At 43.7% G+C, this 25,440-nt stretch carries 17 protein-coding genes; 7 read left to right on the forward strand and 10 right to left on the reverse strand.

Annotated features, from left to right (window positions below; all coding sequences use genetic code 11):
• Nucleotides 1-197 precede the first annotated feature (197 nt).
• Nucleotides 198-518 carry a 4Fe-4S dicluster domain-containing protein gene (locus tag ABFY19_RS11610; protein WP_418790805.1) on the forward strand — a complete coding sequence of 107 codons (321 nt, stop codon included), beginning with the start codon at nt 198-200 and terminating at the stop codon, nt 516-518.
• Nucleotides 519-578: 60 nt separating this feature from the next.
• Here ABFY19_RS11610 and ABFY19_RS11615 read toward each other — a convergent pair whose 3' ends face one another.
• Nucleotides 579-1,769, reverse strand: coding sequence for a CapA family protein (locus ABFY19_RS11615; RefSeq protein ID WP_418790806.1), 1,191 nt, complete (start codon nt 1,767-1,769; stop codon nt 579-581).
• Between the two features lie 204 nt (nt 1,770-1,973).
• Between ABFY19_RS11615 and ABFY19_RS11620 the strand changes: the two genes are divergently transcribed.
• Nucleotides 1,974-2,381 (forward strand): hypothetical protein, encoded by a 408-nt coding sequence (locus ABFY19_RS11620; protein WP_418790807.1) that lies wholly within the window; start codon nt 1,974-1,976, stop codon nt 2,379-2,381.
• Between the two features lie 96 nt (nt 2,382-2,477).
• Here the strand turns inward: ABFY19_RS11620 and ABFY19_RS11625 are convergent, their stop codons facing one another.
• Nucleotides 2,478-3,311: a polysaccharide deacetylase family protein gene (locus ABFY19_RS11625; RefSeq protein WP_418790808.1), complete on the reverse strand. Its 834-nt coding sequence runs from the start codon at nt 3,309-3,311 to the stop codon at nt 2,478-2,480.
• Between the two features lie 210 nt (nt 3,312-3,521).
• On the opposite strand from ABFY19_RS11625, the gene ABFY19_RS11630 reads away from it, so the two are divergent.
• Nucleotides 3,522-4,823, forward strand: a complete 1,302-nt coding sequence (locus ABFY19_RS11630; RefSeq protein WP_418790809.1) for a DUF1015 domain-containing protein — start codon at nt 3,522-3,524, stop codon at nt 4,821-4,823.
• Between the two features lie 98 nt (nt 4,824-4,921).
• Here the strand turns inward: ABFY19_RS11630 and ABFY19_RS11635 are convergent, their stop codons facing one another.
• Nucleotides 4,922-5,359: a ferritin family protein gene (locus ABFY19_RS11635; protein ID WP_418790810.1), complete on the reverse strand. Its 438-nt coding sequence runs from the start codon at nt 5,357-5,359 to the stop codon at nt 4,922-4,924.
• A 158-nt stretch (nt 5,360-5,517) separates the two neighbouring features.
• Here ABFY19_RS11635 and ABFY19_RS11640 point away from each other — a divergent pair, with 158 nt between their 5' ends.
• Complete coding sequence (locus ABFY19_RS11640; protein WP_418790811.1) at nt 5,518-6,594, forward strand: hypothetical protein; 1,077 nt, start codon at nt 5,518-5,520, stop codon at nt 6,592-6,594.
• On the opposite strand, the gene ABFY19_RS11645 is transcribed toward ABFY19_RS11640, so the two are convergent.
• A complete protein-coding gene (locus ABFY19_RS11645) occupies nt 6,569-7,537 on the reverse strand; it encodes a TIGR01212 family radical SAM protein (RefSeq protein ID WP_418790812.1) in 969 nt (322 codons plus the stop codon). The genes ABFY19_RS11640 and ABFY19_RS11645 overlap by 26 nt on opposite strands.
• A 151-nt stretch (nt 7,538-7,688) precedes the next feature.
• Here ABFY19_RS11645 and ABFY19_RS11650 point away from each other — a divergent pair, with 151 nt between their 5' ends.
• From ABFY19_RS11650 to ABFY19_RS11660, 3 genes are all read left to right on the forward strand, one after another.
• Nucleotides 7,689-9,050 carry a DEAD/DEAH box helicase gene (locus ABFY19_RS11650; RefSeq protein ID WP_418790813.1) on the forward strand — a complete coding sequence of 454 codons (1,362 nt, stop codon included), beginning with the start codon at nt 7,689-7,691 and terminating at the stop codon, nt 9,048-9,050.
• Between the two features lie 79 nt (nt 9,051-9,129).
• Nucleotides 9,130-10,380 (forward strand): O-antigen ligase family protein, encoded by a 1,251-nt coding sequence (locus ABFY19_RS11655; RefSeq protein WP_418790814.1) that lies wholly within the window; start codon nt 9,130-9,132, stop codon nt 10,378-10,380.
• Nucleotides 10,373-12,838 carry a hypothetical protein gene (locus ABFY19_RS11660; protein WP_418790815.1) on the forward strand — a complete coding sequence of 822 codons (2,466 nt, stop codon included), beginning with the start codon at nt 10,373-10,375 and terminating at the stop codon, nt 12,836-12,838. The genes ABFY19_RS11655 and ABFY19_RS11660 overlap by 8 nt, the downstream gene beginning before the upstream one ends.
• Before the next feature lie 73 nt (nt 12,839-12,911).
• On the opposite strand, the gene ABFY19_RS11665 is transcribed toward ABFY19_RS11660, so the two are convergent.
• The 6 genes from ABFY19_RS11665 to ABFY19_RS11690 form a co-directional block, all read right to left on the reverse strand.
• Complete coding sequence (locus tag ABFY19_RS11665) at nt 12,912-19,775, reverse strand: cytochrome c3 family protein (RefSeq protein ID WP_418790816.1); 6,864 nt, start codon at nt 19,773-19,775, stop codon at nt 12,912-12,914.
• A 162-nt stretch (nt 19,776-19,937) separates the two neighbouring features.
• A complete protein-coding gene (gene hemG / locus ABFY19_RS11670) occupies nt 19,938-21,359 on the reverse strand; it encodes a protoporphyrinogen oxidase (RefSeq protein WP_418790817.1) in 1,422 nt (473 codons plus the stop codon).
• Nucleotides 21,360-21,392: 33 nt separating this feature from the next.
• Entirely contained in the window at nt 21,393-22,337 is a 945-nt protein-coding gene (gene hemH / locus ABFY19_RS11675) for a ferrochelatase (protein ID WP_418790818.1), read from the reverse strand.
• 80 nt (nt 22,338-22,417) lie between these two features.
• The gene (gene hemE / locus ABFY19_RS11680) at nt 22,418-23,449 is read right to left on the reverse strand and encodes a uroporphyrinogen decarboxylase (RefSeq protein ID WP_418790819.1); all 1,032 of its coding nucleotides are present in this window, start codon (nt 23,447-23,449) and stop codon (nt 22,418-22,420) included.
• Nucleotides 23,450-23,518: 69 nt separating this feature from the next.
• Nucleotides 23,519-23,932, reverse strand: coding sequence for a MarR family winged helix-turn-helix transcriptional regulator (locus ABFY19_RS11685; RefSeq protein WP_418790820.1), 414 nt, complete (start codon nt 23,930-23,932; stop codon nt 23,519-23,521).
• Between the two features lie 127 nt (nt 23,933-24,059).
• Complete coding sequence (locus ABFY19_RS11690) at nt 24,060-25,439, reverse strand: nicotinate phosphoribosyltransferase (protein ID WP_418790821.1); 1,380 nt, start codon at nt 25,437-25,439, stop codon at nt 24,060-24,062.
• Nucleotide 25,440 lies beyond the last annotated feature (1 nt).

The raw sequence follows: 25,440 nt of genomic DNA on the forward strand, positions 1-25,440 counted from the left end.
ACAACAGCTCTTTAAAAGTTGTTATATCTGTTCTTATTGTATTCTCCAAATGATTAACTCTTCCTGCGGAAACATAAGTTTAGCAGAAATTACCGGTCAAGCAAGCAGGCATAATACTTTCCCGGAGTGACAAACTAAGTAGGCGGGCAGAAATAAATTGCCAAAAGACTTAACTAAAACACAGAGGCGGGAAGCAAATGCAGGAAGAATTGAACAGAAATTATGACAATGTAAAAAAAGATACCCGGAGATGGGAAACTAATATGTATGAAAACAATAAAGGAAAATGGAATATTTATCCTGGCTTATGCAAGGGTTGCGGTTTATGTATTGAAAAATGCCCCGTAAGGGTCATAGAATGGTCCAAAGAACTTGGTTTTATGGGAACTCCTACTGTCAAGCCTCAAATTGACGGTTGCATTGTGTGTGGTATTTGCCAGACAGTCTGTCCTGATGCAGCGATTCATATCGAAAAAAAAGGGGAAGGAGCACCTCCGTCAGCCGTCCCGGTAAACTAATATTATCACAAAATAGTCCGTCACTGTTTCAGTTTCACCCGCAAATTAAAAATCAAATGCTCAGATATGGCTAAGCTCGGGTCCGTCCGGGCCTTCAAGCTGAGTATTGGTCTCCTCCCATGCCTCAAGCAGCCTTTGATAGTCTTGATATGAAATCCGGTCATCAGCCCCTAACTCGAAACTTTTTATTGCCTTCTCAACAGGAATCACCCTGAATTTTAGCCTGCCTTGTTCCCTGTATCTATGTACCCAAACCGGTATATATCCTGCGCTGTCAAGCCGAATGCTGCCTGTATCAATTTCTTTTTCAATAATAACGGTTACAATTACACCGGTATCTCTGTATCTTCCCTTTTGCCCTGAAACAAAGTTCCCTAAAGAATAAGCCGCAAACAAGCCTCCCTCTCGTTTTGTATCACGTATAGACATAGGCTGAATAACATGAGTATGGCTTCCGGCCACTATATCTGCACCTGCATTAAATAATTCTTCCACCAGTTGTATCTCCTGAGCACCGGGATTACGGCGGTACTCTATTCCATAATGGGGGCTGACAATTATTACTTCTGCTCCCTTTTCCCGCAGGAACCCAATATCCTGTTTAACCTGCCTCATATCCAACAAATTTACCAGATATTCCTTCCCTCTTGGAACCTGAAGCCCATTGGTGCCGTATGTATATGACAAAATGCCCAATTTTACACCCTTAATATCTATTATCAGTGGTTCCCTGCGGCTGCCGGCAGATGCAAAAGTCCCGGTATGCAGAATTCCTGCCTCATCCAAGTGTTCGATTGTTTTTAGGACACCATAAACCCCTCTATCCATAGAATGGTTATTAGCGGTTGTTAAGACATCAACACCCGCCCCTCTCAGAGACAACAGGATTTCTTCAGGACTGTTGAACCTCGGGTAACCGGTATATCCCTTCTCCCGTCCTGCCAGAACCGTTTCCAGGTTTGCTATGGTAATGTCAGCAGCTCCTAAGTACGGGGCTGCCTCATCAAAAATCCCGGCAAAAGAATAGGTTCCGGTTTTCCTGTCATAAGCAGAAGCCAATTGATCTGAATGCACCATAATATCTCCGGTCAGAGCAATACTAATTTTAATTGTTTCAGGCGGCAGATATACTGTTTGGGATACATATGAACCAATAGCCGGAACAGCCTGGTTCGCATCAGACGCCGTGTGTTTACAACCGAGAGGTATCAGGACACCCATTACCAGCAGTGCTGGGAGCAGAAAACACAAGACTGAATAAAATTTTGGGGGGTGATTTGGTTTTTCAATATACATTTTTAGATTCCTTTCCCGGAACCGAATCTCAGTTAGCTATTCGTTTACATGATGCAAAAATAGTATACCATATATTTCCACAAATATGTTCGGTAAACTTGTAAAATACTAGGGTCGAAAGTGACATTTTACTTATTATCAATTTAAGGAGGTGATAAAATGGCTTTTCATCAACAGATTCAAAGTCAAGTGATGCAGCTGCAGCAAATTGAACGTAGTGCCAGCCAGCAGGCCCAGCAAATCCATCAAATGACATCACAATTGACCCAGCAAATGTCCCAGTTGAACAGTCTTATGTCTCAGGTGGCAAACCAAATTGGTTCATTATCTATGACCCAGACCGGATTTAGCGGTGGAATCCAAGGTACCTATCAGCCAACAACTGACTGGTCACAAAGAAGCATTTCCACTCCAAACTATGGTCAATCAGGACAATTCAGCTCTGGCGGACAATACGGCATGACAACACAGACTGGCCAATACGGATATTCAGGGCAAACAAGGAACCCTGGGGATATTCCTACAGGACATTCCGCGTTTAACACTAACAAAGACCTTAATCAGTAAGAAGGTTAATCATGGATCCGGGATGAGTTTATTTCTTTGGAAATACTCATCCTTTTTAATTTTTGATTTTTTGATGTTTTAAGCACTCAAAAGCTTTCAAAAAGCTTCAAACTGAAAACCCTGGTTCTGCAGCATATGTATTATGGTGGGCAAGGCCCTGGCAGTAGCTATATGCCCTGTACCATCATGCATAATTATAACCATTTCCGACCAAACTTCTTCTTTTAAGGTTTGCTGCCGAATTTTTTCGATTATTTCTGAAGCGGGCAGACGCGGTTTTCTGGAATCATAAGACTCCACATTCCAGTTAATAAGCTGATAACCGTTATCAGCTAAAAAACTCTTCGCTGACTCGCTGTTACGGACTGATCCTCCGGGGTCTCTGAATATTTTGGGTCTATTGCCTGTAAGGTGAAAAATAATCTCTTCATTTCTTCTGATGGATTCCATAAAGCTATCCCTTCCGGAATAAATATCGTTATACCGATGACTATACGTATGATTACCTATTGAATGCCCTCTTTCAAACATATCCTGCAATACCTCGGGATACTTTTCAATTTGAGTCCCCACTACAAAAAAAGTCGCTTTTATACCATAACTGTCAAGGGTATCAAGTATCAACGGTGTGACTACACCATCAGGGCCATCATCAAAAGTAAGGTACACCTTTTTCCGGTCACTTGCTGCTCCGCCTGATTTATTTTCCGGGTTTACAGTCATTTCACAGTAAGGTATTTTTTCACCGTGGTTTTGACTGCCGTTATTTTTTTGTTCAGTTATACTGCCAGCCATCTGTTCAGACATTGCTTTTGATTCCTGAATAAGATATGAGAACCCTGCTGCCCCATCATGTTTTTTTGCGGCACAACCCTGGTATAATGCAGACAACAAGAACACCAAAACAATTATCAGAGTTTTTTTGCCCAACTTTAGAACCCCCTAATATTGAAATGATCCTTTAATAATTTCTACATTAATTGTTTCGACATTTTTCGCATATTGCCTTCCTGCAACCGGTAATACGCTGTAAAAAAGTAACTTAAAATTGAAATTTAGGTAAGAATATATTAAAATAGATAAGAATACGCAACCAAAAATTAATTCTGTTATTTTGTTAATACTAAGGAGGTTCAAAAGTTGGCGACAATAATTCCATTTAGGGGTATCAGGTATGATACCGGCAGAGTCGACATTAATGATGTAACTACCCCTCCCTATGATGTCATTGACGCATCAGGACAAGAATATTTCTACCAAAAAAACCCCTATAATATTATCAGGCTGGAACTGGGCAAAAAATTTCCGGAGGATTCAGATGACGACAACAGGTATACCAGGGCAGCCAAATATCTTGAAGAATGGCTTGAATCCGGTGTCCTAAAAAACGATGATAAACCTTCTGTTTATCTTTATGAACAAGAGTTTGACGTTAAGGGAGAAAAAAAAATCCGCAGTGGTTTTATAACCGGTGTACAAGCCAACGACTACAGTAAAGGTGAAGTCCTGCCTCATGAAGAAACACTGCCAAAACATAAGGCGGACCGTCTAAACCTGATGAAAGCAACATTGGCTAATTTTAGTCCTATTTTCGGGCTGTATGCAGATAAGGAACATGTTATAGAAAATGCCCTGGAAACTGCCAGGGCAAACCGCCGTCCTGATGCTGAAGCAACCGACAGCCAAGGTGTAATTAACAGGCTTTGGGTCATTTCAGATGAAAAAGCTCTCGAATTAATAAAAGAAAAACTGTCAGGAGAAAAAATATTCATTGCCGACGGGCACCACAGATATGAAACTGCCGTCAACTTTGGCAGGGAAATGGCAGCCCAGGGCAAACAAGGCTATGATTACCTGATGGTCTGCCTGGTGAACCTCTATAATAAAGGACTGGTGGTCTTTCCTACTCACCGGGTTGTTAAAAACATTAAATCTCTTGATATCGCCAAGCTTCTTAATGAAATGGGAACAGACTTTTCTGTTGCCGAACTTCCTTCAGGAACATCACTCAATGAGTTTATTGAAAAGCTGGAAAACATAGGTATGGGAGGGCCTGCCTTTGGCATTTATGCCGGCAGCAATGATTTTTATATTTTAACCCTGACATCACCGGATAAACTCGATTTGATAACTGACAATGAACACTCATCAAGATGGAAACAACTGGATGTCGCTATACTCCATTCACTGATACTGGAAAAATACCTTGGTATAGGAAGCAAGCAAAGGGCTGATGAAAGCAATCTTATTTATGTCAGGGATGAAGATGCAGCCAAGGAATTTGTTGACAGCGGCGAAGCCCAACTGGTATTTTATATGAATGCAACAAAAGTCGAAGAAGTAACCGATATTGCCACTGGCGGGGAAAAAATGCCACAGAAATCAACCTTTTTTTACCCTAAGGTGATTACCGGAATGGTTATGAACAATTATAAGAAATAGTCAACTCAGCTTGTTACCGAAAGGGGCTGACTCATAACTAGTGAGTCAGTTTTCTTTCGAGTCAAAATAATGTTATTAAGCAACGAAAAACCTGAACACTAGTCAACCTCACACTCATCCACATGACAGTCAGCCATGCTATAAACAAAAGTAAACCTCGTAGCATGCTCCAGCTCATCTGTCATTGCCTCAAACATAATATCCCTTATAGCTATGTTTGTTGTTGACAGGAGCATTCCCCTGTACATATCAGCTGCCTCCAGCTCGTCATTTACTGATTCCATAACACCGGTGCAAAAATCGGGCATCTGAATGTGTGGTTCTGCAACCACAGGATGCCTTCCAGTTAACTCAAGGTAAAGCCGGCAAAACATTTGGTAATGCTTTTTTTCGTCATCCCTGGCATAAATAATAAACTCCCTGGCTTCCTTACATGGCGCAATAGCAGCGAGTTCCGTATAGAACTTAATCGCCTTATACTCTCCATTAATGGCTGCTGCCAAATCATTGATGAATTTATAGAAATCTGCAAACATCAGGCATACCTCCTTCTATAAACTTACTTCTTAACCATCTTATGCAGCAAATCATGAGTATGCTAAATATTAATTTTGTGTATCCGGACATAAAATATTAGACAAAATATATTTAATTTAAAAAACAACAGAGACTGTTGTTTAAAAGGAGCTACCGTATGAATAATTCAGTATTCAAAAACTGGATATGGGTATATCGCATATTTGACATTACTGATGAAATTGACCTGAGGAATGTTGAACGCATCCTGTCACCTGAAAAACCCACCACCCGTTTGAAGCTGAGCCGTGTCAGGCCAAAATCAATCCATATAGATAACCCTCCGGTAACAGTTGAATTGGGGTCAAGGGAACTTCAACTTAACGGGAACCCGTATCAGGTGACTGCTTCAGCCAGGATTTTTGACCTTGGGGTAGTTAGTCTTGTATTAAAAATCAGATTGACCGAAGATATCTGCTACCAAGAACTCAGGAATTTTTCCGTATTTTTATATAATACCGATGACCTGGAGCCTATATTTGATAATTACCTAGAAATTGTTAAAAAAAGTCTAAAAATAACGGCACCTGAACCCATGAAGGAATTCATGGAGGATTTTGTGATATATTTTTTCGGGAAATGGGACAGTGCGTGGAATCCAGTACCCATATTACTTGCTGAAAGAGAATCTCTCAGTGAACAGACAGAGCAGGAAACCCTAAAAAACACCTTTTCCTATGGGCCGGGAGACCTGGCAGTAGTAACCTGGGACTCTGCACTTGTATATGACTCGGAAGGAAGCACCGATATCCCCGACCTTATTGAATTTGCCATCACCCAACTCCTTGAATTGCGGTATTATGACAGCATACTGTCAACAGAGCTTAACCGGATGTATGATTTGATAGAAATGGCTGATAAACAAGGGGGGTGGACAAGACTTAGGCAATACCGCCGTATTATGAAAAATCTTATGGAATTAGTTATTGACATTACTGAAACCACGGAACGAATCCAGAAACAGCTTAAAGTCACTGAAGATGTGTTTTATGCCCGGGTTTACGGCGCTGCCTTGTCAATTTTCCGTACCAAGGAATGGACTGACAGCATCCAGCATAAGGTGCAATTGATACAGGGTAATTATGCTATGCTTAGTGATGAGGTCATCAACCATCGTTCAATGCTGCTGGAAGTAGCTATTGTCGCTCTCTTTGTCTTTGAAGTTATTCTTACTCTAATTGAGAAATTGTTCTAATTGCTGCTCCGTTAGTATAATTAAATTTTTTACCTTGCCAGGTATCCCTTTCTTCCATTACTTCCTCTATGCTTCTCCTGATTTTCCACCAGCTGGCACTCCAGTTGCAAAAATCAAGGTTTCCCTGGGGTCCTTTACCGACAAGCCTCTGAATAACTATCCGGGGGTCAAGGTACTCCAAAAACAAAATTACCCTGTTAATATACTCATCAAGGGAAATCAGGTCAAACTCCCCCTTCCGGTACATTTGCCCCAGCAAAGTATCTTTAACGATGTAAAGGGAATGAAGTTTTACAAAATCCACTCCCAGCACTGAACATACCTTAGCACATTCGATAACATCCGTTTCATTGTCCCAGGGCAGGTTCAAAATTAAATGAGTAACCGTATCAATAGACCTCTTTTTTATCCTCAGAACGGCATCAATATACTCTGCTAACGAATGACCACGGTTTATCTTTTGCAGGGTATGATAGTTAACTGTCTGCAGTCCCAGTTCGATGCTGATATCAAGACCTTTTTCCTCCTTAATGCATTTTAAAAAATCAAGATAGGCATCATCTATACAATCAGGCCTTGTAGATACCGAAATTCCGATAATGTCCGCAACTCCGGCAGCTGCCAGTATATTTTTCCTAAAGGTATCTAAACTGCAATATGTATTGGTAAACGCTTGAAAATAGGCAAAAAACAACCTGCTGTTAAACCTTTTCTTAAAAAAGCCCTTGTTTTCTTCAAGCTGACGGGGAATATCCATGGTGCTGGGCAAGCATTCAAAGCCGGCCCCTTCCTCATCACAAAAAATACAGCCCCCTGTACTTACAGTACCATCCCTATTGGGACAGGTTCCGGGTAGGTTCACAGGCAGCTTGTACACCTTTTCACCATATTTATTTTTCAGGTAAGCCGAATATTCATTATACCTGTTTCCTTCTTTTGACACTGTTTACACCTCCTCTATGCTTAAGTATTACCATTTGGACAGCTTCACCATTCCATCTACAACTTACCTCCTATTGTACCATACATAAACAGCCATACTATTAACAGCTTACTTTAGCCATAGGATTAACGCATAATAAGGAGGTATTCCTTTGTTAGCATGTCTTACTGCACTACCTTTTGAACCCCATGCTTACCAGGTCCAAACTGCCATAAAAGTCATGCGGCACATGAACTGCCGTGCCCTGATTGCCGATGAAGTAGGTTTGGGTAAAACCATTGAAGCAGGGCTAATTATCAAAGAAATGATTGCAACAGGACAGGCACAAAAAATCCTGGTGCTTACCCCGGCATCACTTGTCCAGCAATGGTGGTCAGAATTAAACGAAAAATTCGGGCTTAATTTCTGGGTCAGCCGCAAAGGTCCCTGGGCATGGTCCGGAAACTTTGTCATCGGTTCCCTGGATAAAGCTAAAAGAGAAGAACACAGCCAGCTTATCCTGGAAAATAAATACGACCTGGTAGTCATAGATGAAGCCCACAAGCTCAAAAACAGGAAAACCGGGAACTGGACATTTGTCTCAAAGCTCCATACTACCGGGCTTATCCTGCTTACAGCAACACCACTGCATAACAAACTTGAAGAGGTATATAACTTAGTGTGCCTCCTGAAACCGGAGCTTTTTCCGGATTACCATAGTTTCCTGAATCATTATCAACTGAATCCCAAATCACTGATAAGTGAAATGCGGGAAAAACTTCAGGATGTAATGATTCGAAATCTGACCCGCGAACTGGGAGTCAAAAACATCGCTCGCAAAGTCAGCCTGATTCCGGTAGAAACTAACGAACTGGACAGAGAAATCTATAACCGGATTAAACTATATCCTGGTACTTTCTTGTCACTGCTGTTATGTAAAGAATTCTGCAGCAGTTATTCGGCCCTTTATGATACCTTGCAGAAAAAGGGGGATACAGAAATCCTCAGCCTATTAGAGAAATGCGAAATCTCAGCAAAGCTTAACCATCTGGATATGATTCTCAAAAACCACAAGGGGAAAATTCTTGTTTTCACAGAATACATCCAGACACAATACTATATTGCGCGTTACCTGATGATGAAAAATATCAGGTTTGTTCTCTTCAATGGGAAACTGGGGAGGAACCAGAAAGAATGGGTAAAACACCTGTTTGAAAAAAGGGATATCTCTGTTATGATTTGTACTGATTCCGGTTCCCAGGGTCTAAACTTCCAGTACTGTGATGTCATTGTCAATTTTGACCTGCCCTGGAACCCAATGAAAGTTGAACAGCGAATAGGCCGTATTGATCGTATCGGGCAAAAATCAAGCAGTATATATATATATAACTTTATCATGAAGGGCACTATTGAAGAAAAAATATTTTCTGTACTGGGAGAAAAAATTTGTCTTTTTGAAGAATGTATCGGAGAACTCGACAAAATCCTTGTTGATAACGAAACAGAACTTTACAACATGATGAGCAGGCTGTAATTGTGAGCCGCCGCATCCTATGATATAATTGTTCAGGTGATAAAAACTAAGGATAATATACAATAAACGGAGGATTAAAATGGTCTGGTTCAAAAAACGGTCCCTGACAGACAGATTTGTAATTACCTTGCTTTCCCTAATGATGCTTTACCCCGGGATTGATTATGTGCTCCGCAATATTTTACCCATCCCCGTTCTCGGCTCATTATGGGACGAGCTTACTCTGGTTATGCTTATCATGGTGCTTTGTCTCAAAATGATTTTCCATCCTCCGCAAAGGTCAACTAAGATTGCCAGGGTAATGGTTCTTGTGATGGCAGCCGGCCTGGCTCTTCTGGTTTTGAAACTTACCGACCTGAAAATCAACATAGAGGGCTACCGGGCCATGTTCCAGTATATGTTGGTCTTTTTCACTGCCTTTTACCTGATACATAATAATGAAGATGCCAAACTGCTGCTGACTCTTGCTATTATTTTGGGGAGCGTACTGGCTATCCACGGCATCTGGCAATATATTGCCGGTGTCCCTATGCCGGGACGCTGGGTAGATGCAGGTGAAGCCGTGCGTACCAGGGCATTTTCAATTATCAACAGCCCAAATGCCCTTGCGGGCCACATGGCATTCCTGGCCCCTATTGCCTTAGGTCTGGCGGCATTTGAAAAAACCTGGTCAAAGAGAGTTCTGTGGCTGATTGCCGCAGGACTGATGGTGCTATGCCTGTTGTTTACCGGAACCAGGGGAGCCTGGCTTGCTTTTGCTTTCGCCCTGGCGGTAATTGGGGTTATCTTTGACCGGCGGCTGCTGGTTGCCGGAGTTATGGCTGCAGTTTTAATAGTATTGTTTGTACCGGCAGTCAGTAACCGGATTTCTTATCTCTTTACCCCTGAATATATGTCTAAAAGTGCTGCCAGCGGCCGCATTAAAAGATGGCTGGACGCTTATGACCAGATGACCCTTGAGCCGTTGTTCGGCACAGGCCTGGGACATTACGGCGGTGCTGTGGCAGACCGGGCTTACGGGACCCCTTCGGTTGATAACTATTATATGAAAACCCTTGCCGAAACCGGATTAGTTGGCCTAGGGCTGTTCCTCTGGCTCATTTTCATGGTTCTGCACCAGGGCTGCCGCGCCTGGCAAGCCCTTTCCGACCCGCGCTGGCGATACGCTGCCGCCGGTATTTTCACCGGGCTCCTGGCAGTGATTTTTCACAGCGGAGTTGAGAACATATTTGAAATACCTTATCTAAGTACATATTTCTGGTTAACAGCAGGCCTCCTAGCAGGAATGCCCTATAATGAAACGGTTACGGGAGGTGCGGACAATGAATAAACCAGCCAAATTTATATTAAATACCTTAATATACATACTATTTGCCTTGTACCTATTTCTATTTTATGAATTGCTCATAATTCCATCCATCCTGGACTGGTCAATTTACGGTATCATTGCTTCTCTAGGTATTACCGCACTGTTGGTTTTTGCGCTGCCTCCTGGCCACCGTATACGCTTAATGGTGTTAGGCCTTACATTTCTGCTAATGGTCAGGGCCCTGGATAATATCTCACACTTGGAATGGTATCTGAGGATACTAGGGGTACTGACGATTTTCATCATTCTGGGGTTTACCGGCCGGATACTAGGCCGGATTACACCCATCAATTTTCTTACAGTGTTCCTGGTAGCTCTAGCAATAAACCTCAGTATCACCCTTGATGAGGTGCCTCTCTGGAGTGAGTTTTATGTTAAGTGGCACAGCCCTGTTCTTTACCAGCAGGACAACACAGTTGATTATTTCCCGCTCTTATCAGCTGACTTAAACCGTGACGGAAAATCAGAGATTATTACCCAAGGGAACTTAGCTGCAGTAGAAAATGCGTATCAGGACAGCTCCGGTGAAAACCGTAAAAACAGCTTGCTGTTAAATGAAAATAATCAATACCTGGTTTTTGGCTGGAACGGGCAAACTTTTGAACAATTAAACAATAACGCCTATTCCGAAAAACTCTTGGTACAAACCATAGCACGGGATTATATCAATTTCCCTTATTATACTACAAACTGGAAACAATCAGAGAATGCCCTTAAACAATATCTGAATCCCCTGGCCTCTGTAGATAAAATCATCAACAAAACTATGCGTTTTGGAGATGCTCCATTTTATAACCTGGCCCTCAGTTTAGAAAGTATACGAACGAGACAGGAAAGCTGGGACCGCTTGTTAAAGAGCACGACATATCAGAAGGGCACAGCACCTGAAAAAGCAGTTCCGGTATCATCTCTGAAAATTAACGAACCCTGGCAACTTTCGGCCGAAATAATCAATTCACAGTTAAGAGGGACTTTTTCCAGAAAAGAATTCTCTGCATCCACTGAAGCCACCGCTATTCTTAGCGCCGGGCAAATGATTAACGGTACATCGGCCCAAGTAGTGGTCCTGGGGACAAAGCTCCAGGTTTATGACATAAACAGCTCCGGTGAAGTTAAGCTGGTTAACCAAATCACTAACACTCAGATACCTGACATCAGCAGCGCCGAAGCTTTGCTGGCTGACGTGGATTCAGACGGTATTGATGAACTCATGCTAAATATCGAACAAGCGAGGATACTGAAACTGGATGATACTGGTGAATGGAAGGTCCTTTGGGCCAGCACGGATGACAGCTTTCGTTTTGAGGGCTATGCTTCCCTGGGCCCTAGCACTAAGCCGCATATTATCGCACTTTCCAAGAGCAATGTCCGCAATAACCGGACACGCTATATGACAGGTTATGAGTATACCCCCCAGGGACTGAAGCAACAGTGGCGGGTATTCTCTGGAATGATTAACCTCACTGCAGCAGATGTAGATGGTGATAAGAATAATGAACTGGCAGGTTACCTCTATAAAAAGCATGTAGTCATGGTGCTGGAAAAACACCATCTTCCGGTTGTTCCAATGCTTTACGGTCTGACACTGCTGCTGGCACTCTCAGGTCTAATAGTTAGATTAAAAGACCGTTATAAAAATGTATTGCCATTTCTTCTCATTGTGATAACACTTGGTTTTTTAGGTGGGTGTACTTATAAATCAGGACCCAAAATTATGCCTCAAGGCACTGTGCCGGAAAATGCTCAAACAGTACAACTTGACCCGGCAGATACTGCGGAACTACTGGAAAATGCCGCTGCTAAAACGGGGCGTGAAGGCCGGAAATTCTGGTTCCAAGGCTGGACCTCCTCAAAAATACAAAAAAGAAAGGCCACCAGCATGTTCAATCAAGGGACTGTTGACCGTGATAAAGGCTTTATCATTGATGCCAGTATCCTGCAGCAGAAATATAGTTATTACCGGTGGAATAACCTAACGTATATCAATCAAAATGGAAAATGGCGGCATGCCGGGTCTGACCAAGTTCCCCTCGACCCCTTTGCAGGTTTTGAAAAACTTACCGGTGCAGCAGAAAAAATGCGGCAGCTTCCAAATGAAACAATAATGGGCCGGCGCTGCCTGGTTCTGCAGGCTAAGTTAAAAGGTTCGGAAATAGCCAAACTGCTGCCTGAAGACATCAAACTGCCTGCTGACAGCTACTCCCAAAGCCTTTTGGACAAGGCTGTAATGGTTTATACAACATGGATCGGGATAGATGATAATTTTATTTACCAGTATAAGACCATTCTTGAAATGCCTGTTCCGGGAGCCGGAAGCCTGACCCAGGAAACCTTTTGTAAGTTCTGGGACTACAACAGCCCCAGTATCCGGCTGACCACCCCGGACCGTATCCAACCCTACCTTGTTGAAGGTTTGTAAGGTAATTGGCCCGAATAAAATGGAGTGTCCCCATAAATTTTTAATTATGGGACACTCCCATCTATAATGTTGTTTAAAAACTTTTTTGATAATCATGGGTCTTCCAACTATGGCATGCATTGCACCCAGCCTCTCCATACCATTTTTTATTATGACCGTGGCACCTGAAACAATTTGATATATCTGACTCCGCTAAAATCGCTGGGAATTCATGAAACTCCCCGCCCCAACCCATCTCAATATCTCCTGACCAACCATTATGGCAGTCTTTACAGGACTCATGCCAGTCATCTATTATGTCCCCTGAGTGGCATGATTGGCAGAAGGGTTTGGCTCCGGTACCATCAGCCTGAGTTACCGATATCCCGGAATTGCCGTTTACCGTTTCCCTTAAGTGGTAAATATTTGCACTCCCATGAGGGTCATGGCAGTCATCACAGGCTAGCCTGTTTCCCTTTTCATACGGACCCAGCAAATGGTCTCCGGTGCCCACATAATCGCCATGGTAGTCGTTGACGGCACTGGCCGAAATATCAGCCGGTGGTGATGTTCCCATTTCAACACCGGATGGGGCCACATTGTCATGACACCTGTTACAGAAATCAGAGTTTTCTTTGTTTCTGAATAATGTAACCGCAGTATCTGTATTATATTGTCCTGTGCCCAGCTGCTGCCAGGACTGGGTAGCAAAATTCCATATATATACTGCAGTTTCATGATTCGGTGTAGGTTCACCATATCCTACCCATTTGACGGATAAGCGGTTTATTGAAGAAAGGGGTTCATTAAACAGGAACTTATAAAGCTGGTAGTTATAAGCACCTTCAGATGAGGCCCGGTCTGTTGACCAGTTGTTTCCGTCAAGTGCTGAAGCACTATTTTTCTGAGTACTATCAGCAGAGAATCCGGGAGTTTCAAAAGTTGGCATAGTATTGCTTTCCCACGCCTCTGATGTGGGGGAATTGGGGTAATACGGTATTCCGCTCCCTGTATTTACGCCAATGCTGACAGATATATAGTTGGTATTTAGTGAATAGTGGTCAGGCAGCTTGACAGGCTCTTCTGGGTCAACTCCCTTTAAGACCCTGTAACTACTAACTTTTAACGGTGTTTTTGCCGATACTATCTTTATTGATGTTTTTATCACATATTCCAGCTTCGCTATTTGGTTTTTTACCACCTTGACGAAGTTCTTCCAATATGTTATGACTTTTTGCCAAAAACTCAATTCAATACTATGGTCCCTTGTATTCCATTCTTTATTGTATTTTTTCAGTTCATCCGGATACTCACCAAGTGAACCGGGGAGTTGGGACATATCCATCCCTCGGAACGGCAACGGCTCTGCTTTTGCCAGTTCATACTCTTTATAATAAACCCAGGGTTTGAGAATAAACGTCCTTGTCATTCCCGGTGGCGGGGGCGGAAGTGCTTTGTAACTGACAGTCAGCTCATCACCGGAATCCATAACTACCAGATTATCATCAACCTCTGTCACCAGCGGTCTAACAAAACCGTACCTGGTAAATTTACCTTCATGCAATGTTACATCATCAAAAAGTTGATAGTAATCAAAGTATGGGGCCGGGTATTTGACCGATTTTGATACACCATGGTAGTCCAGGCTGGCTTCCAAAATCTCCAAATCGGTTATCTTCAGCTTGGCCTGGGCTGTTGTATCAACCCCCACGAAATCTATGTGAGGCCTGTGCATTCCCCTAAGCCTGACAATGTATTTCTTTGTTCCTTTCCCAAATTTGCCTGTAAGGTCTATTACAGATGTCTTGGTCATCCCATTAATCTGCTTTATATCCTCCCGCTGCCAGGTGCCGTCAGGTTGGAGAACTTCCAGGTAATGACGGGCTTTCTTATCATCTGTTCGCTTTCTATCTGCCTTTCGCTCTAAGTAACTGGTAAATTCAGTCCAACCGGTAATAACCAGTTTAATTTCCCCTGCGCCGCTTAAATCACCAAGGTCAAAGGTGAACTGATTATCATCCCCATATGACCCGTTTGCATGCTTTTTATCTAATTTGCTGACTAATTCGGTGATATCCACCGGAGCCGTGGGTTCCCCCCCGCTGTAGACAGGGTTATTAACATAAGTAGCCTTCCGGACAGGTTTAACATCAGCGCCGTAGGAATAAATCTTGATAGATTGTTTGCCCCTGACCAAATCATTGATGGCAATCCTGGTGCCCTCAGGGTGGTCAACAGCCTGAAGACCTGCATAATCAATGTAATCTACTTCATCTCGCTCCGATTTTAATTTGATGATATATTGCCCGTCTTTTTCCTGGAGTTTGTTCCAGGGAATAGGGACAGGGAGGTCAGGAAAAATTTCGGCAAACTTACCGGGCCTAACTTCAAGCCCAACATCTGACCCCGCAAGGTCTGTGATAAACTCATACTTCTTTCCGTTCCATACATAAAGGTTGGGACAGGATGCACCACCGTCATGCTCAAAATTTGCCACAGAGGAGTAAGGACCTTCAGTACCATATATGTCTTTTGCCTGAACCTTCCATTCATAAGTATTGAGATTAAGGTTGGCCACACTGGTTTCCCAAAAGGTCTGGCTCACAGGCAGCCAACCGGAATTAACTGTCTGCGAGGTACTCTGATTAGTTAATGAAACACGGTATCTTAACTGGTCCCCATCGGGGTCCAAAGCCGGATCCCATTCCAAACGAACAGCCTGTGTCTGAATACCCACCGGCAAGGGCTGGGGGATGTTTCGTAAACTGGATGGCGCTCCCGGCGGAGCTGAAAGTTTGATTATTCCGCTTTCTGAATAAGATGTGTTTCCAAGAGCATCAGCACATTTAGCCCGGTAGTAATAATTCACACCGGTTTCTAAATTACTTAGGGTTACAGAGTGTGATGCCAATGTTGACGACCCGTATAAAGTTGAGGAACTGCCTTCTGTGTAGATGTATTCGCCGACAGTGGTCCCCCATTCTACCTGTCTAGTAGACCTCTCGTTAGCCGTCCAGGTTATTGTTGCACTGTACACGTCGTTATTGACCGTATTGGATGTATTGCTTATTACCGGAGGGGTCCCGTCGTGTTTGGATTTTGCCAGCACATAAAGGGTTCCGTCACTATAAATATAATCTTCAATCCCCCTGTCAACCCACATATCTAGCGCTGTATAACGGTCATCCGGGTCTACAGTCTTATTTGCAGCATCATTCAAATGCGGGTCATGACAGTTGACACACTGAATCCGGGTTCCTGCGGTCTCCTGTTCTGTGAGGTCTATGCTGTGCCGGGCCGTTGCGTTTGACCCTGTGGTGAACCTTTCCTCAATATCGATAAGTGCGGCAGAATTAGCTGGATCACTGTGGCATCCCAGTCCCCCTCCAAAACAGCTTGAATCCACGCCTTCCTGCAACTGTTTTGGAATTACGTTTCCGCTCCCGTCAACTTTACCGTGCGGGTTATGGCAGATACCGCAATAACCGTTAGGAATGGAATAGTCTACAGCCAACACTTCCATTTCTATGTAATCGGTATTTAGAGAGAAATGCCCGCTGTTTTCGCTTACAGCATTTTGTGTTTTTAAGGCTGGCCCGCCTGAAAAGCTGTTGAATATTATGACCCAGGTTTGCTGCAATTTTGCAAACAAATTAATGATAAAATTTTTGAACTTAGTCAATGTACCGGTCTCCGGTTTATGTTCCCTGGTATTCCACTCTGCTACATACTCTTTCAGTTCATCAGGATATTCCCCGAGTGAATCCGGATATAATGAGATATCCATTGCCCTGAAGGGCATTGGGTCTACTTTTGCTTCTGATAACTCTTTGTAATAGGCCCATGGTTTCAGAACAAAAGAACGTGTCATGCCAGAAGCTGGCGGGGACAAGGCCCTAAAGGAGACTGTAAGCTCATCCCCTGTATCCATTACTACCAGCTTGTCGTTAATTTGTTCGATCAACGGCAGGACATCACCATACCTGGTAAATTTGCCTTCATGGACCCATAACCCGAAAGAACGTTTGTTTTCATAATCAAAATTTGGTGCTGGGTACTTGGTATAACTGGATGGCTTGTCATAGCAAAGGTCAGCTTCCAGCATTTCCAGACCGAGTAATTTCATATCTGCCTGTTTAGTTGTGTCTATACCGATAAAATCAATATGCGGACGGTATAATCCCCTGAGACGCACTACGTACTTTGAAGTATCGGCAGGAAACTTCCCTGTTAGGTCAATAACCGCTGTTTTAGTATAGCCCGGAATGTGCATGATTACTTCACTCTGCCAGGACCCGTCTGGCTGAAGGATTTCCAGAAGCCTGGGAGCTGTCTTGGTTCCTTCAGCATCTTTTTCTACCCGCTCCGCCCTTTCCTCAGAGGTGGCAAATTCTGTCCAGCCTTTTATAACCAGCTTAATTTCTTCAGCGCCGCTCAAGTCACCAAGGTCCAGTTCATACTGATTATCGTCAAATAATGACCCGCTGGTGTGCCGGTTGTCAATTTTGCGGACTAATTCCGTGACATCAACAGGCGGACTGATTTCGCCACCTGACCAGGAGGGGTTTTTTATGTAAGTTGCCCTTTTGACAGGTTTTACATTTTCACTATAGGTGTAAATTTTATATGGCTCTTTATTCCGAACAAAATCATTCAGAGCTATTTTTGTGCCAATGGGATGGTCAACTGCCTGAAGGACAATGTTATCAATATAATCAACTTCATTTTGTTCATTTTTTATTTTAATGATATATTTCCCGTCTTTTTCTTTGAGCATCTCTCCGGGGATAGTAACTTGTTCATTTGGTGTTGGAACTAAATATTTTCCCGGTGCCTTTTCCAGGCCTATATTGGAACCTGCCACTATATCTGTAATAAAACGAAATTTTTCCCCATCCCAGGTATATAAAATAGGGCAGGACCAGGCCAAGGTCTGAAAACTGCCTGCCGACCAATCTGAAATTGAGCCATAGCTGTCTTTGGACCTCACGCGCCAGTACCAGGCATTTGGCACATCATTTCCAACATGAGTAACTGTTGTTGACCAGTTGGCAGCACTTGTATCAAGTAATTGTTTATAAATAGCAGAAAAATTAGATGCAGTACTTATTTGTATATCATAATTTACCGGGTTTCCATCAGGGTCAATTACCGGGTCCCAGGCAAAATTAATCGTAAAAATATAGTTTGCTTCCTGCTCCTGATTAGCTATAGTATGCAGAATCGGTGCTCCGCTTTTAGAAACAAAAGAACCTGTCTGCTGGGCTTCATTACCTAATGCATCAGTAGTACGTATGCGATAGTAATAGGTCTGGCCCGCAGTAAGCCCGGATAATCTGACAGCATGTGATTTCACCAGGCTGCCAGTACCAACCGTATTTCCATATTCAGTGGTACTGCCATAATCCACATAGGAAGTGGCATTTTCATCAGTTGTCCATCCTATCTCGTTCCAGCGAGAAGCCGTATTATACAAAGGGCCCCAGCCTGGTGAAATAACCGGGGGGGTATTGTCATGCTTGGCCCTGACAAGTATATAGACATCATTATTGTTATCTAAATAGTTTTCAAAACCTGAGGTAACAGTCCATGTCAAGGTGCCCGGATTACCGGGGTCACCCAACTGGGCGCTTGCCAGTTGTTCCCAGCTCAACCCGGTTTTGTTCCATATCAGCAGGTCAGTCGGATGGTTGGATGTAGGTTCACCATATCCTTTCCATTTACCAACCAGCTTCCTGACATCTGACAAATCCTGGCTAACATGGAACTTATAAATTTGATAATTATAATTATCCTGAATAGCAGTGAGGTCTGTGGACCAAAAAACAGAGTCTGTATTCTTGACATTACCCAACTGAGTTGCACCGGCAGAACTTCCGGGAGCAGATGGCGTCGGCGCCTGCTCTACGGCCCCGGCAGACTCCCAAGCTGCAGAGCCTTCAGTATTCATCGTATAAGTGTAAGAAACAGGCATATTATCAGCAGTGACGCTGCCATGTGGGGTATTATCGTAAACATCAATACCACGATATGAATAATCAGCCGGACGGGCAACAGAACTATCGTCATGACAAGTTATACAAAGGGTATTCCCTTCTGCCCTCCTGTAAAAAGAGACTCCGGTTTTACCATGGGGTTCATGACAGTTCAAACACTCTCCGGCGCCATATTCAGTACCGGAATAGACTGTAAGGGCAACAGTGGAAGATGTTTTTGTTCCATGATAAACAGCATCATACACATCACTTCCGGAAAATTTTCCAAGTTCATCAGAATGACAGCCAAAACATACTGTGTTATTATTTCCCGTCACCAGGTGGGAAGAACCGTCCTGGTCTGTAATGCTCGTCCTTATAAGGTAGTCATATGGCGATCCGTGGGGCTGGTGGCATCGGGCACATTTTATCTCAGTTCCTGATGATGGAGAATTCATATCCACATCATGGGCAGTGCCTATAAATGCCGTCAACATATCCCCTCCAGGCAGGATACTGTCACTGCCGTGACAATTGCCACATACATCATTCCCTGAAGAATACACAGCATCCCCGACTGCCAGAAGAGCAGGGGTAGACCCCGGGGTCAGATGAGGGTTATGACAGGTAGTGCAAAGCTGGCCCCCTGTGGGCACAGGGTGAAATGAACCACCCATAGCCGAATATACCGAACTGCCAATGGTGTTTTCGCCAAACTGCCCTCTGATATTGGGACTGCCGTTACCGCTGTCATGGCATGCATAACACATCTCCCTCTCTGTGCCAGCCATGAGCAAATAACTTGACGTGGCGCTGTGGGCTGAATGGCACTTGGCACACTCACCGGTCCCCCTGAGATAATTCCCATGAGGGTTGCCAAAGTGACCCGATGTTTGCGCAGGATTAATAAAAATCACGCATGATATTACTGACAGCACCAATGCAGCTGCAAGCACCGATGCAATTCTTATTTTTCTGCTCATAATGCTCACTCCAAAAACAGAGATACGTACGTTCTTATTACGTACTACATTGCATAATATATTCTCCTCTAATGCTTTAATTCCTGCTTTGGCACAAAAAAAGGGCCCCATTCAACGTGTGAATTGGGACGCCCTTAATAAAAATATTGAATTTATATTTTCTTATTTGCTAAGATATGCCAAAGCATCTGTAGCGGCTTTTTTCCCTACATTGATGCAGTCAGGGACACCTACTCCCCGGTAAGAGCCGCCGGCAACATAAAACCCGGGGGTTCCCGCAGTTCTGGCCTCGATATCAGCCACCCTGTCGAGATGCCCAATTGTATACTGGGGCATACCCTTGACCCACCGGAAAATTTTATGCATTACCGGAGCAGCGGTAAGACCGATAATATCCTTCAATTCATCAAGTACCATTTTCAACATTTCTTCATCATTCAAAAACACCAGTTCCTGGTTCATCGCCCCACCAACAAAAGCCCTGATGAGTACATGGTCATCATCCGGGGTGCGGTAGTCCCACTTTGTTGAACTATAAGTCCCGGCTTTGATTTTCCTTCCTTCAGAAATAGGTACTATAAAGCCAAAGGCATCGATTGTTTTATTGATATCAGAACGCCTAAAAGCAAGATTCACTGTAGCCGATGTAGCCTGAGGTATTTCTGCCAGGTTTTCCGACATGGTTTTATCAATATCTGTAACAACTTTAGCCGCTTCATGAGCCGGCGCGGTCAGGATCACCGCATCAGCAGCAACCGGTCCCATGCCGTCAATATGAACCACATAGCCCCCATCAGTTTTCTTCTCAATATGTGTTACAGCTTTACCGGTATGAACTTTTTTTGAATCCAGTTTAGATGCCATTGTATCTGTCAGCTCTCCCATGCCTCCAATAAAAGTCATGAAAAAGGTCTTTTTTGGCTTTCCGGGTTCCAGCGGCTTGGCTTGAGGCATCTTCCGACGACCTGCCAGCATTGCCTTAAGAAGACTCCCATAATTCTGTTCCATCTGAATAAACCTGGGGAAGGTTGCCTTAAGGCTCATCTTATCCGGGTCCCCGGCGTGAATGCCTCCGATCAAGGGCTCTGCTATTTTGTCCAGCGCTTCCTTGCCAAGGCGGCGTTTCACAAAGCTGCCCAGGGTCTCGTCTTCATCTGTCTGCTTTTTGGGGATAAAAAGGTCCATAGCCATACGTATTTTACCTGGCCATGAAATTAGAGGGCTGACTGCAAAAGGCACCAGTTTAGTTGGCACAAGACCCATCAGCCCATCAGGAAGCCTGTTCAGCTTTTTATCAGCAAAAACATAAGTCCGCTTACTGGCATCATTACTGGGGATTATACGTTCTTCTATTCCTGTATCCCTGGCCATGTCAAAACAACCGGGTTTATCTGAGAGAAAACAGTCAGGCCCGCCTTCCACTATATATCCGTCTATCTCTTCTGTCCAGATTTTGCCGCCGAGACGATTGTCCTTTTCAACCAGGAGATAATCCACCTGTTTTCCTGACTCCACAGCCTTTTGCAGCATGTATGCAGCTGACAATCCGGTGATTCCCCCACCTATCACGATTACCTTTTTCATTACCAACCACCCCAATTTCATAGTAAAATTACTTTACCGGTCCAACTTCCTCAAAACTATATCTGCCATGGCTTTAATGAAGAGTTCTCCGGTGTTAAGCGCAGCAGTCCTGTGGAAATTCAGCCCAATTGATCGAGCGTGGTTTTTCTGGGCTATATCAATATCATAAAGTGTCTCAATATGATCTGAAACAAACCCGATAGGAACTACCAGGACATCCCTGCATCCATCTTCCCGAAGGCGTTCCATAACTTCCTCCACCATTGGGTCCAGCCATTCTCCGGTGCCGCCCCCCTTGCTTTGATATGCAATGTGCCATTTACTGAGATGAAGTTTATTCACAACCTTATTCACCGCATATTCAAACTGTTCCACATAAGGGTCACCTTCCTTAATATAGTCGACCGGAAGTGAATGGGCACTGAAAACAACCGGAATATCTGATCTTTTATCTTCTGAGAAGTATTCCAGCCCCTGAACAAGCTTCTCGGCAACCGCATCTATAAACAAGCTGTTATCGTACAGCGGTCCTGCTGCAACAACCTCCGGAAATCCCGGTCCACCGGACGAGTTGCTTTTAATTTCGGAAATTGCCTTGTCCAGTTCTGCTTGATAAGCACCGGTACTTACTTTTGAGTAAAATGGCGCCAAACTTATCGCGATTATTTTATCCACTTTATTATCAAGTAATTCACTGATACCTTCCTTGATAAAGGGATGCCAATGGCACATGCCGACTGCCGCCTTGTAATTTCCACTGCCTGCACACAGGTACTGCTCAAGTTGCCTGGCCTGTTCCCTTGTTATATCAGGCAGCGGGGAGCGGCCTCCAATCAACCCGTAACGGGCTGTTACCTTCTCTACCAACTCAGGAGCAGGTGTCCGGCCCATTAAATTTTTCATAAACGGCTCTATAGCTTCCGGGGAATCAGGACCTCCAAATGCCATGAGCAGCACACCGGTAGTACAGGTACTCAACTAAATTCCTCCTCACATCAAACCTTCTTTTTGTTTTTTCCCTCCACGGTATAGGCTGCGGATATGACCGTGGAATCTGGTTAACGGCGGCTATACTTATGAACAGCCTCCACAAGGGCGATTACATTTTCAACAGGGGTTTCCTTATTGATACCGTGACCCAAGTTAAATATGTGGCCCGGCCTGTTGCCGGCCATATCAAGTATTTTTTTGACTTTTTCTTCTATCAATTTGGGAGGGGCAAATAATGTAAAGGGATCAAGGTTCCCCTGTACAGCCCGGTCATAACCAATCCGTTTCCAGGCATCATCAATGTTTATTCTCCAATCAAGGCCAATAACATCTCCTCCTGCCGCAGCAACCAGTTCCAGCATTGAAGAAGCATTATTGGCAAAATGGATTACCGGGACACCCTCATCCCTCAGACCGTCAAGGACATATTTTGAATGCTGCATGACATATTGTTGATAATCACCAGGAGAGAGCGCCCCTACCCATGAATCAAACATTTGCACAGCCTGGGCCCCTGCCTTTATCTGGGCCTTGAGATATTTCAGCAGGACTTCAGATATTTTTTTCATCAAAGAATCCCATACATCAGGAGCCTGCCACATCATTGACTTGCAATTCTTGTAATCCTTGGAACCGCCACCTTCAATAATGTAGCTGGCAATAGTAAACGGTGCCCCGGAAAACCCAATCAGCGGGACCCTTCCATCAAGCTCCCTGCGTATTAAACGTATGGCATCCAAAACATATGGGGTTGCTTCTTCAGCTTCAAGAATACGAATTTGTTGAACATCTTTTTCGGTCCTGACAGGGTTGGAAATAACCGGCCCCTCGTTTTTTGCAAAAGCCAGTTCAATTCCCATGCCCTCTAATGGCAGCAAAATATCGGCAAACAATATTGCGGCATCCACACCTATCCTGTTTACCGGCTGTAGAGTAACTTCAGCTGCCAGGTCAGGTGTTTTACACATGGTAAGAAAATCATATTTTTGTCTGATCTCCATATATTCAGGCATATACCGGCCAGCCTGCCTCATCAGCCAAACCGGGGTATAATCAACTTCTTCTCTCCTGCATGCCTTTAAAAATCGATCATTTTGCATACTTGCGCCTCCTCATCACTCTTTTGCACTTTTCATTTTATTTTATCCCAAATACAGGGCTAAAACCCGTTATTCATAAGACAGTGATCTAAGCAGCAGCTTTATTCCCTTCACTATAGTTTCCTGTTCTTCTGATGATAGTTTTTCGAACATTTCTGCAATAACCCTATCCCTGCGCCGGCCCAGTGTTTCCATGAATTTTCTGCCTTCAGATGTCAGTTCCAGCCAAAAAACCCGCCTGTCATGTTCATCCTGTCTTTTAAGTATCCAGCCTTTGATTTCCATTCTTCTGATAAGTCTGGCAGCAGCAGGCAGTTTACTATTGATGTGATTTGATATTTCCCCTACCGTAACGGGCCCGCTACCGATTATTCGCAGGACCCGAAACTGCTGAGCGGTAATATCTGCATCCCCATAAATTTTCGGTCCCATATAAACCATTACCTGTGGGAAAAGTTCGCTGAATTCCTGATATGGATACATTTAGTTCACCTGCCGGCAAAGTATATTACTCATGTAAATTGTTTACGTCTGTAAATAATTATATCAGCAGTTTTTTTATATAGCAACTATAATATTTTACATATGTAAATGTTTTTTAAATTTATGGCTAAATTCCACCAACCAGCCCCAGGTCAGGATTGCTGCAAGACCTGCGCCCCACTTTACTGAGGTCATACCATTTGTCATCTATTTTGACTTTTACGATATCAGCCGTAAAGTCATTCTTTGTATTATTTACATTACTGTTTTCCAAAAACGAGGAACCTACTCCATAAATATCGACAGGAACACGCATTTCTTCAAAGCGACTGATTTTTGCAGCATCAAAGCCGCCGGTGGCAATTATTTTTACCTGTTGACACCAAGCCTTGGCCAGTTCTGCATAACTATCGGGAAAATCCCAGGACTCATAAGCCCTGTCTATGGCGTTCCTGACATTCCATACCAGCCTGGGATTAACACCACAATCCAAATTCTTGTCACCAAGTGGTGGTATGGATACATCCCGCATGTTCCCTGATGTATCAAGTCTTACACCAAACAGCCTGTATTTTTCGGCTTCATTATACCGGCCGGCCTGATATAATTCTAGGAAAGCCAAAAACATTTTCTCCATTACTTTCAGGGTATCACCAACACAATCATTATGAAAATCCACCAGTGCTATCCGCGGCACTTCCTGGGGAACAACACGGCAAAACTGCATCATTGTCTCAGCCGTATCACCCAAAAAACAAGCAATTGAGGCATGGGCAACCGTGCCGCCGCCATGGGCTCCCCACCAGTTCCCCTGAGCATTGGTGGAAACAATTGCCCGGCTGCTTTTTCCGTACTTTTGGTTATATGCTTTGACTGCCAGCGCATATGCGTAACCATGCATTTCCTGTACTTTGTAATGAGCAAACCTCGCCGGGAAAAACATAATATCCTTCCCTCCGGCAGCAGCCAGGACGTTATAAACATTTGTAGCAATCCTTGTACTCTCAGTTAGAACACCCAGGATAGGAGTCTCCAGCCTGGCAAAATCCCTGTACTTTCCCTTAATCTTCATAATAGGACTTACTTCTTTAGGATTCCCTTCATAAAAATTAACAACTCCGTCCATTGCTGCCTCAACTTCCATGGTATGATACGTATTGACAAACTGCCCCTTATCATTAAAATACCCGGTGCATTCCCGAAGTATGGCAATTGCTTCATCTGTACCGGCAATAAGGCTGAAAGGCCGCCTCCGGGTAAAAAACTGCATCTCAACAATTATATCCCCATTATTTAAATTGACTGGGCTTATTCCATTAATATTATTGATATTATCGATTTCAATGATGTCACTCATTCCATTGAAATTGTAGCCCTCTTCTGCAAGGGTCGTTAAAATCATTTCAGTATTTAAAAAATAAGCATCAGAATACCAGCCTTCTCTTAGCCTCTCAGTATCAATCTGAAAAAACCCTGCTGGAAGCCTTTTTCCGTCAAAAACACTCACT

This window comes from Phosphitispora sp. TUW77 (assembly GCF_048453025.1).
In the GTDB taxonomy this organism is placed as follows: Bacteria; Bacillota; Thermincolia; order Thermincolales; family UBA2595; genus Phosphitispora.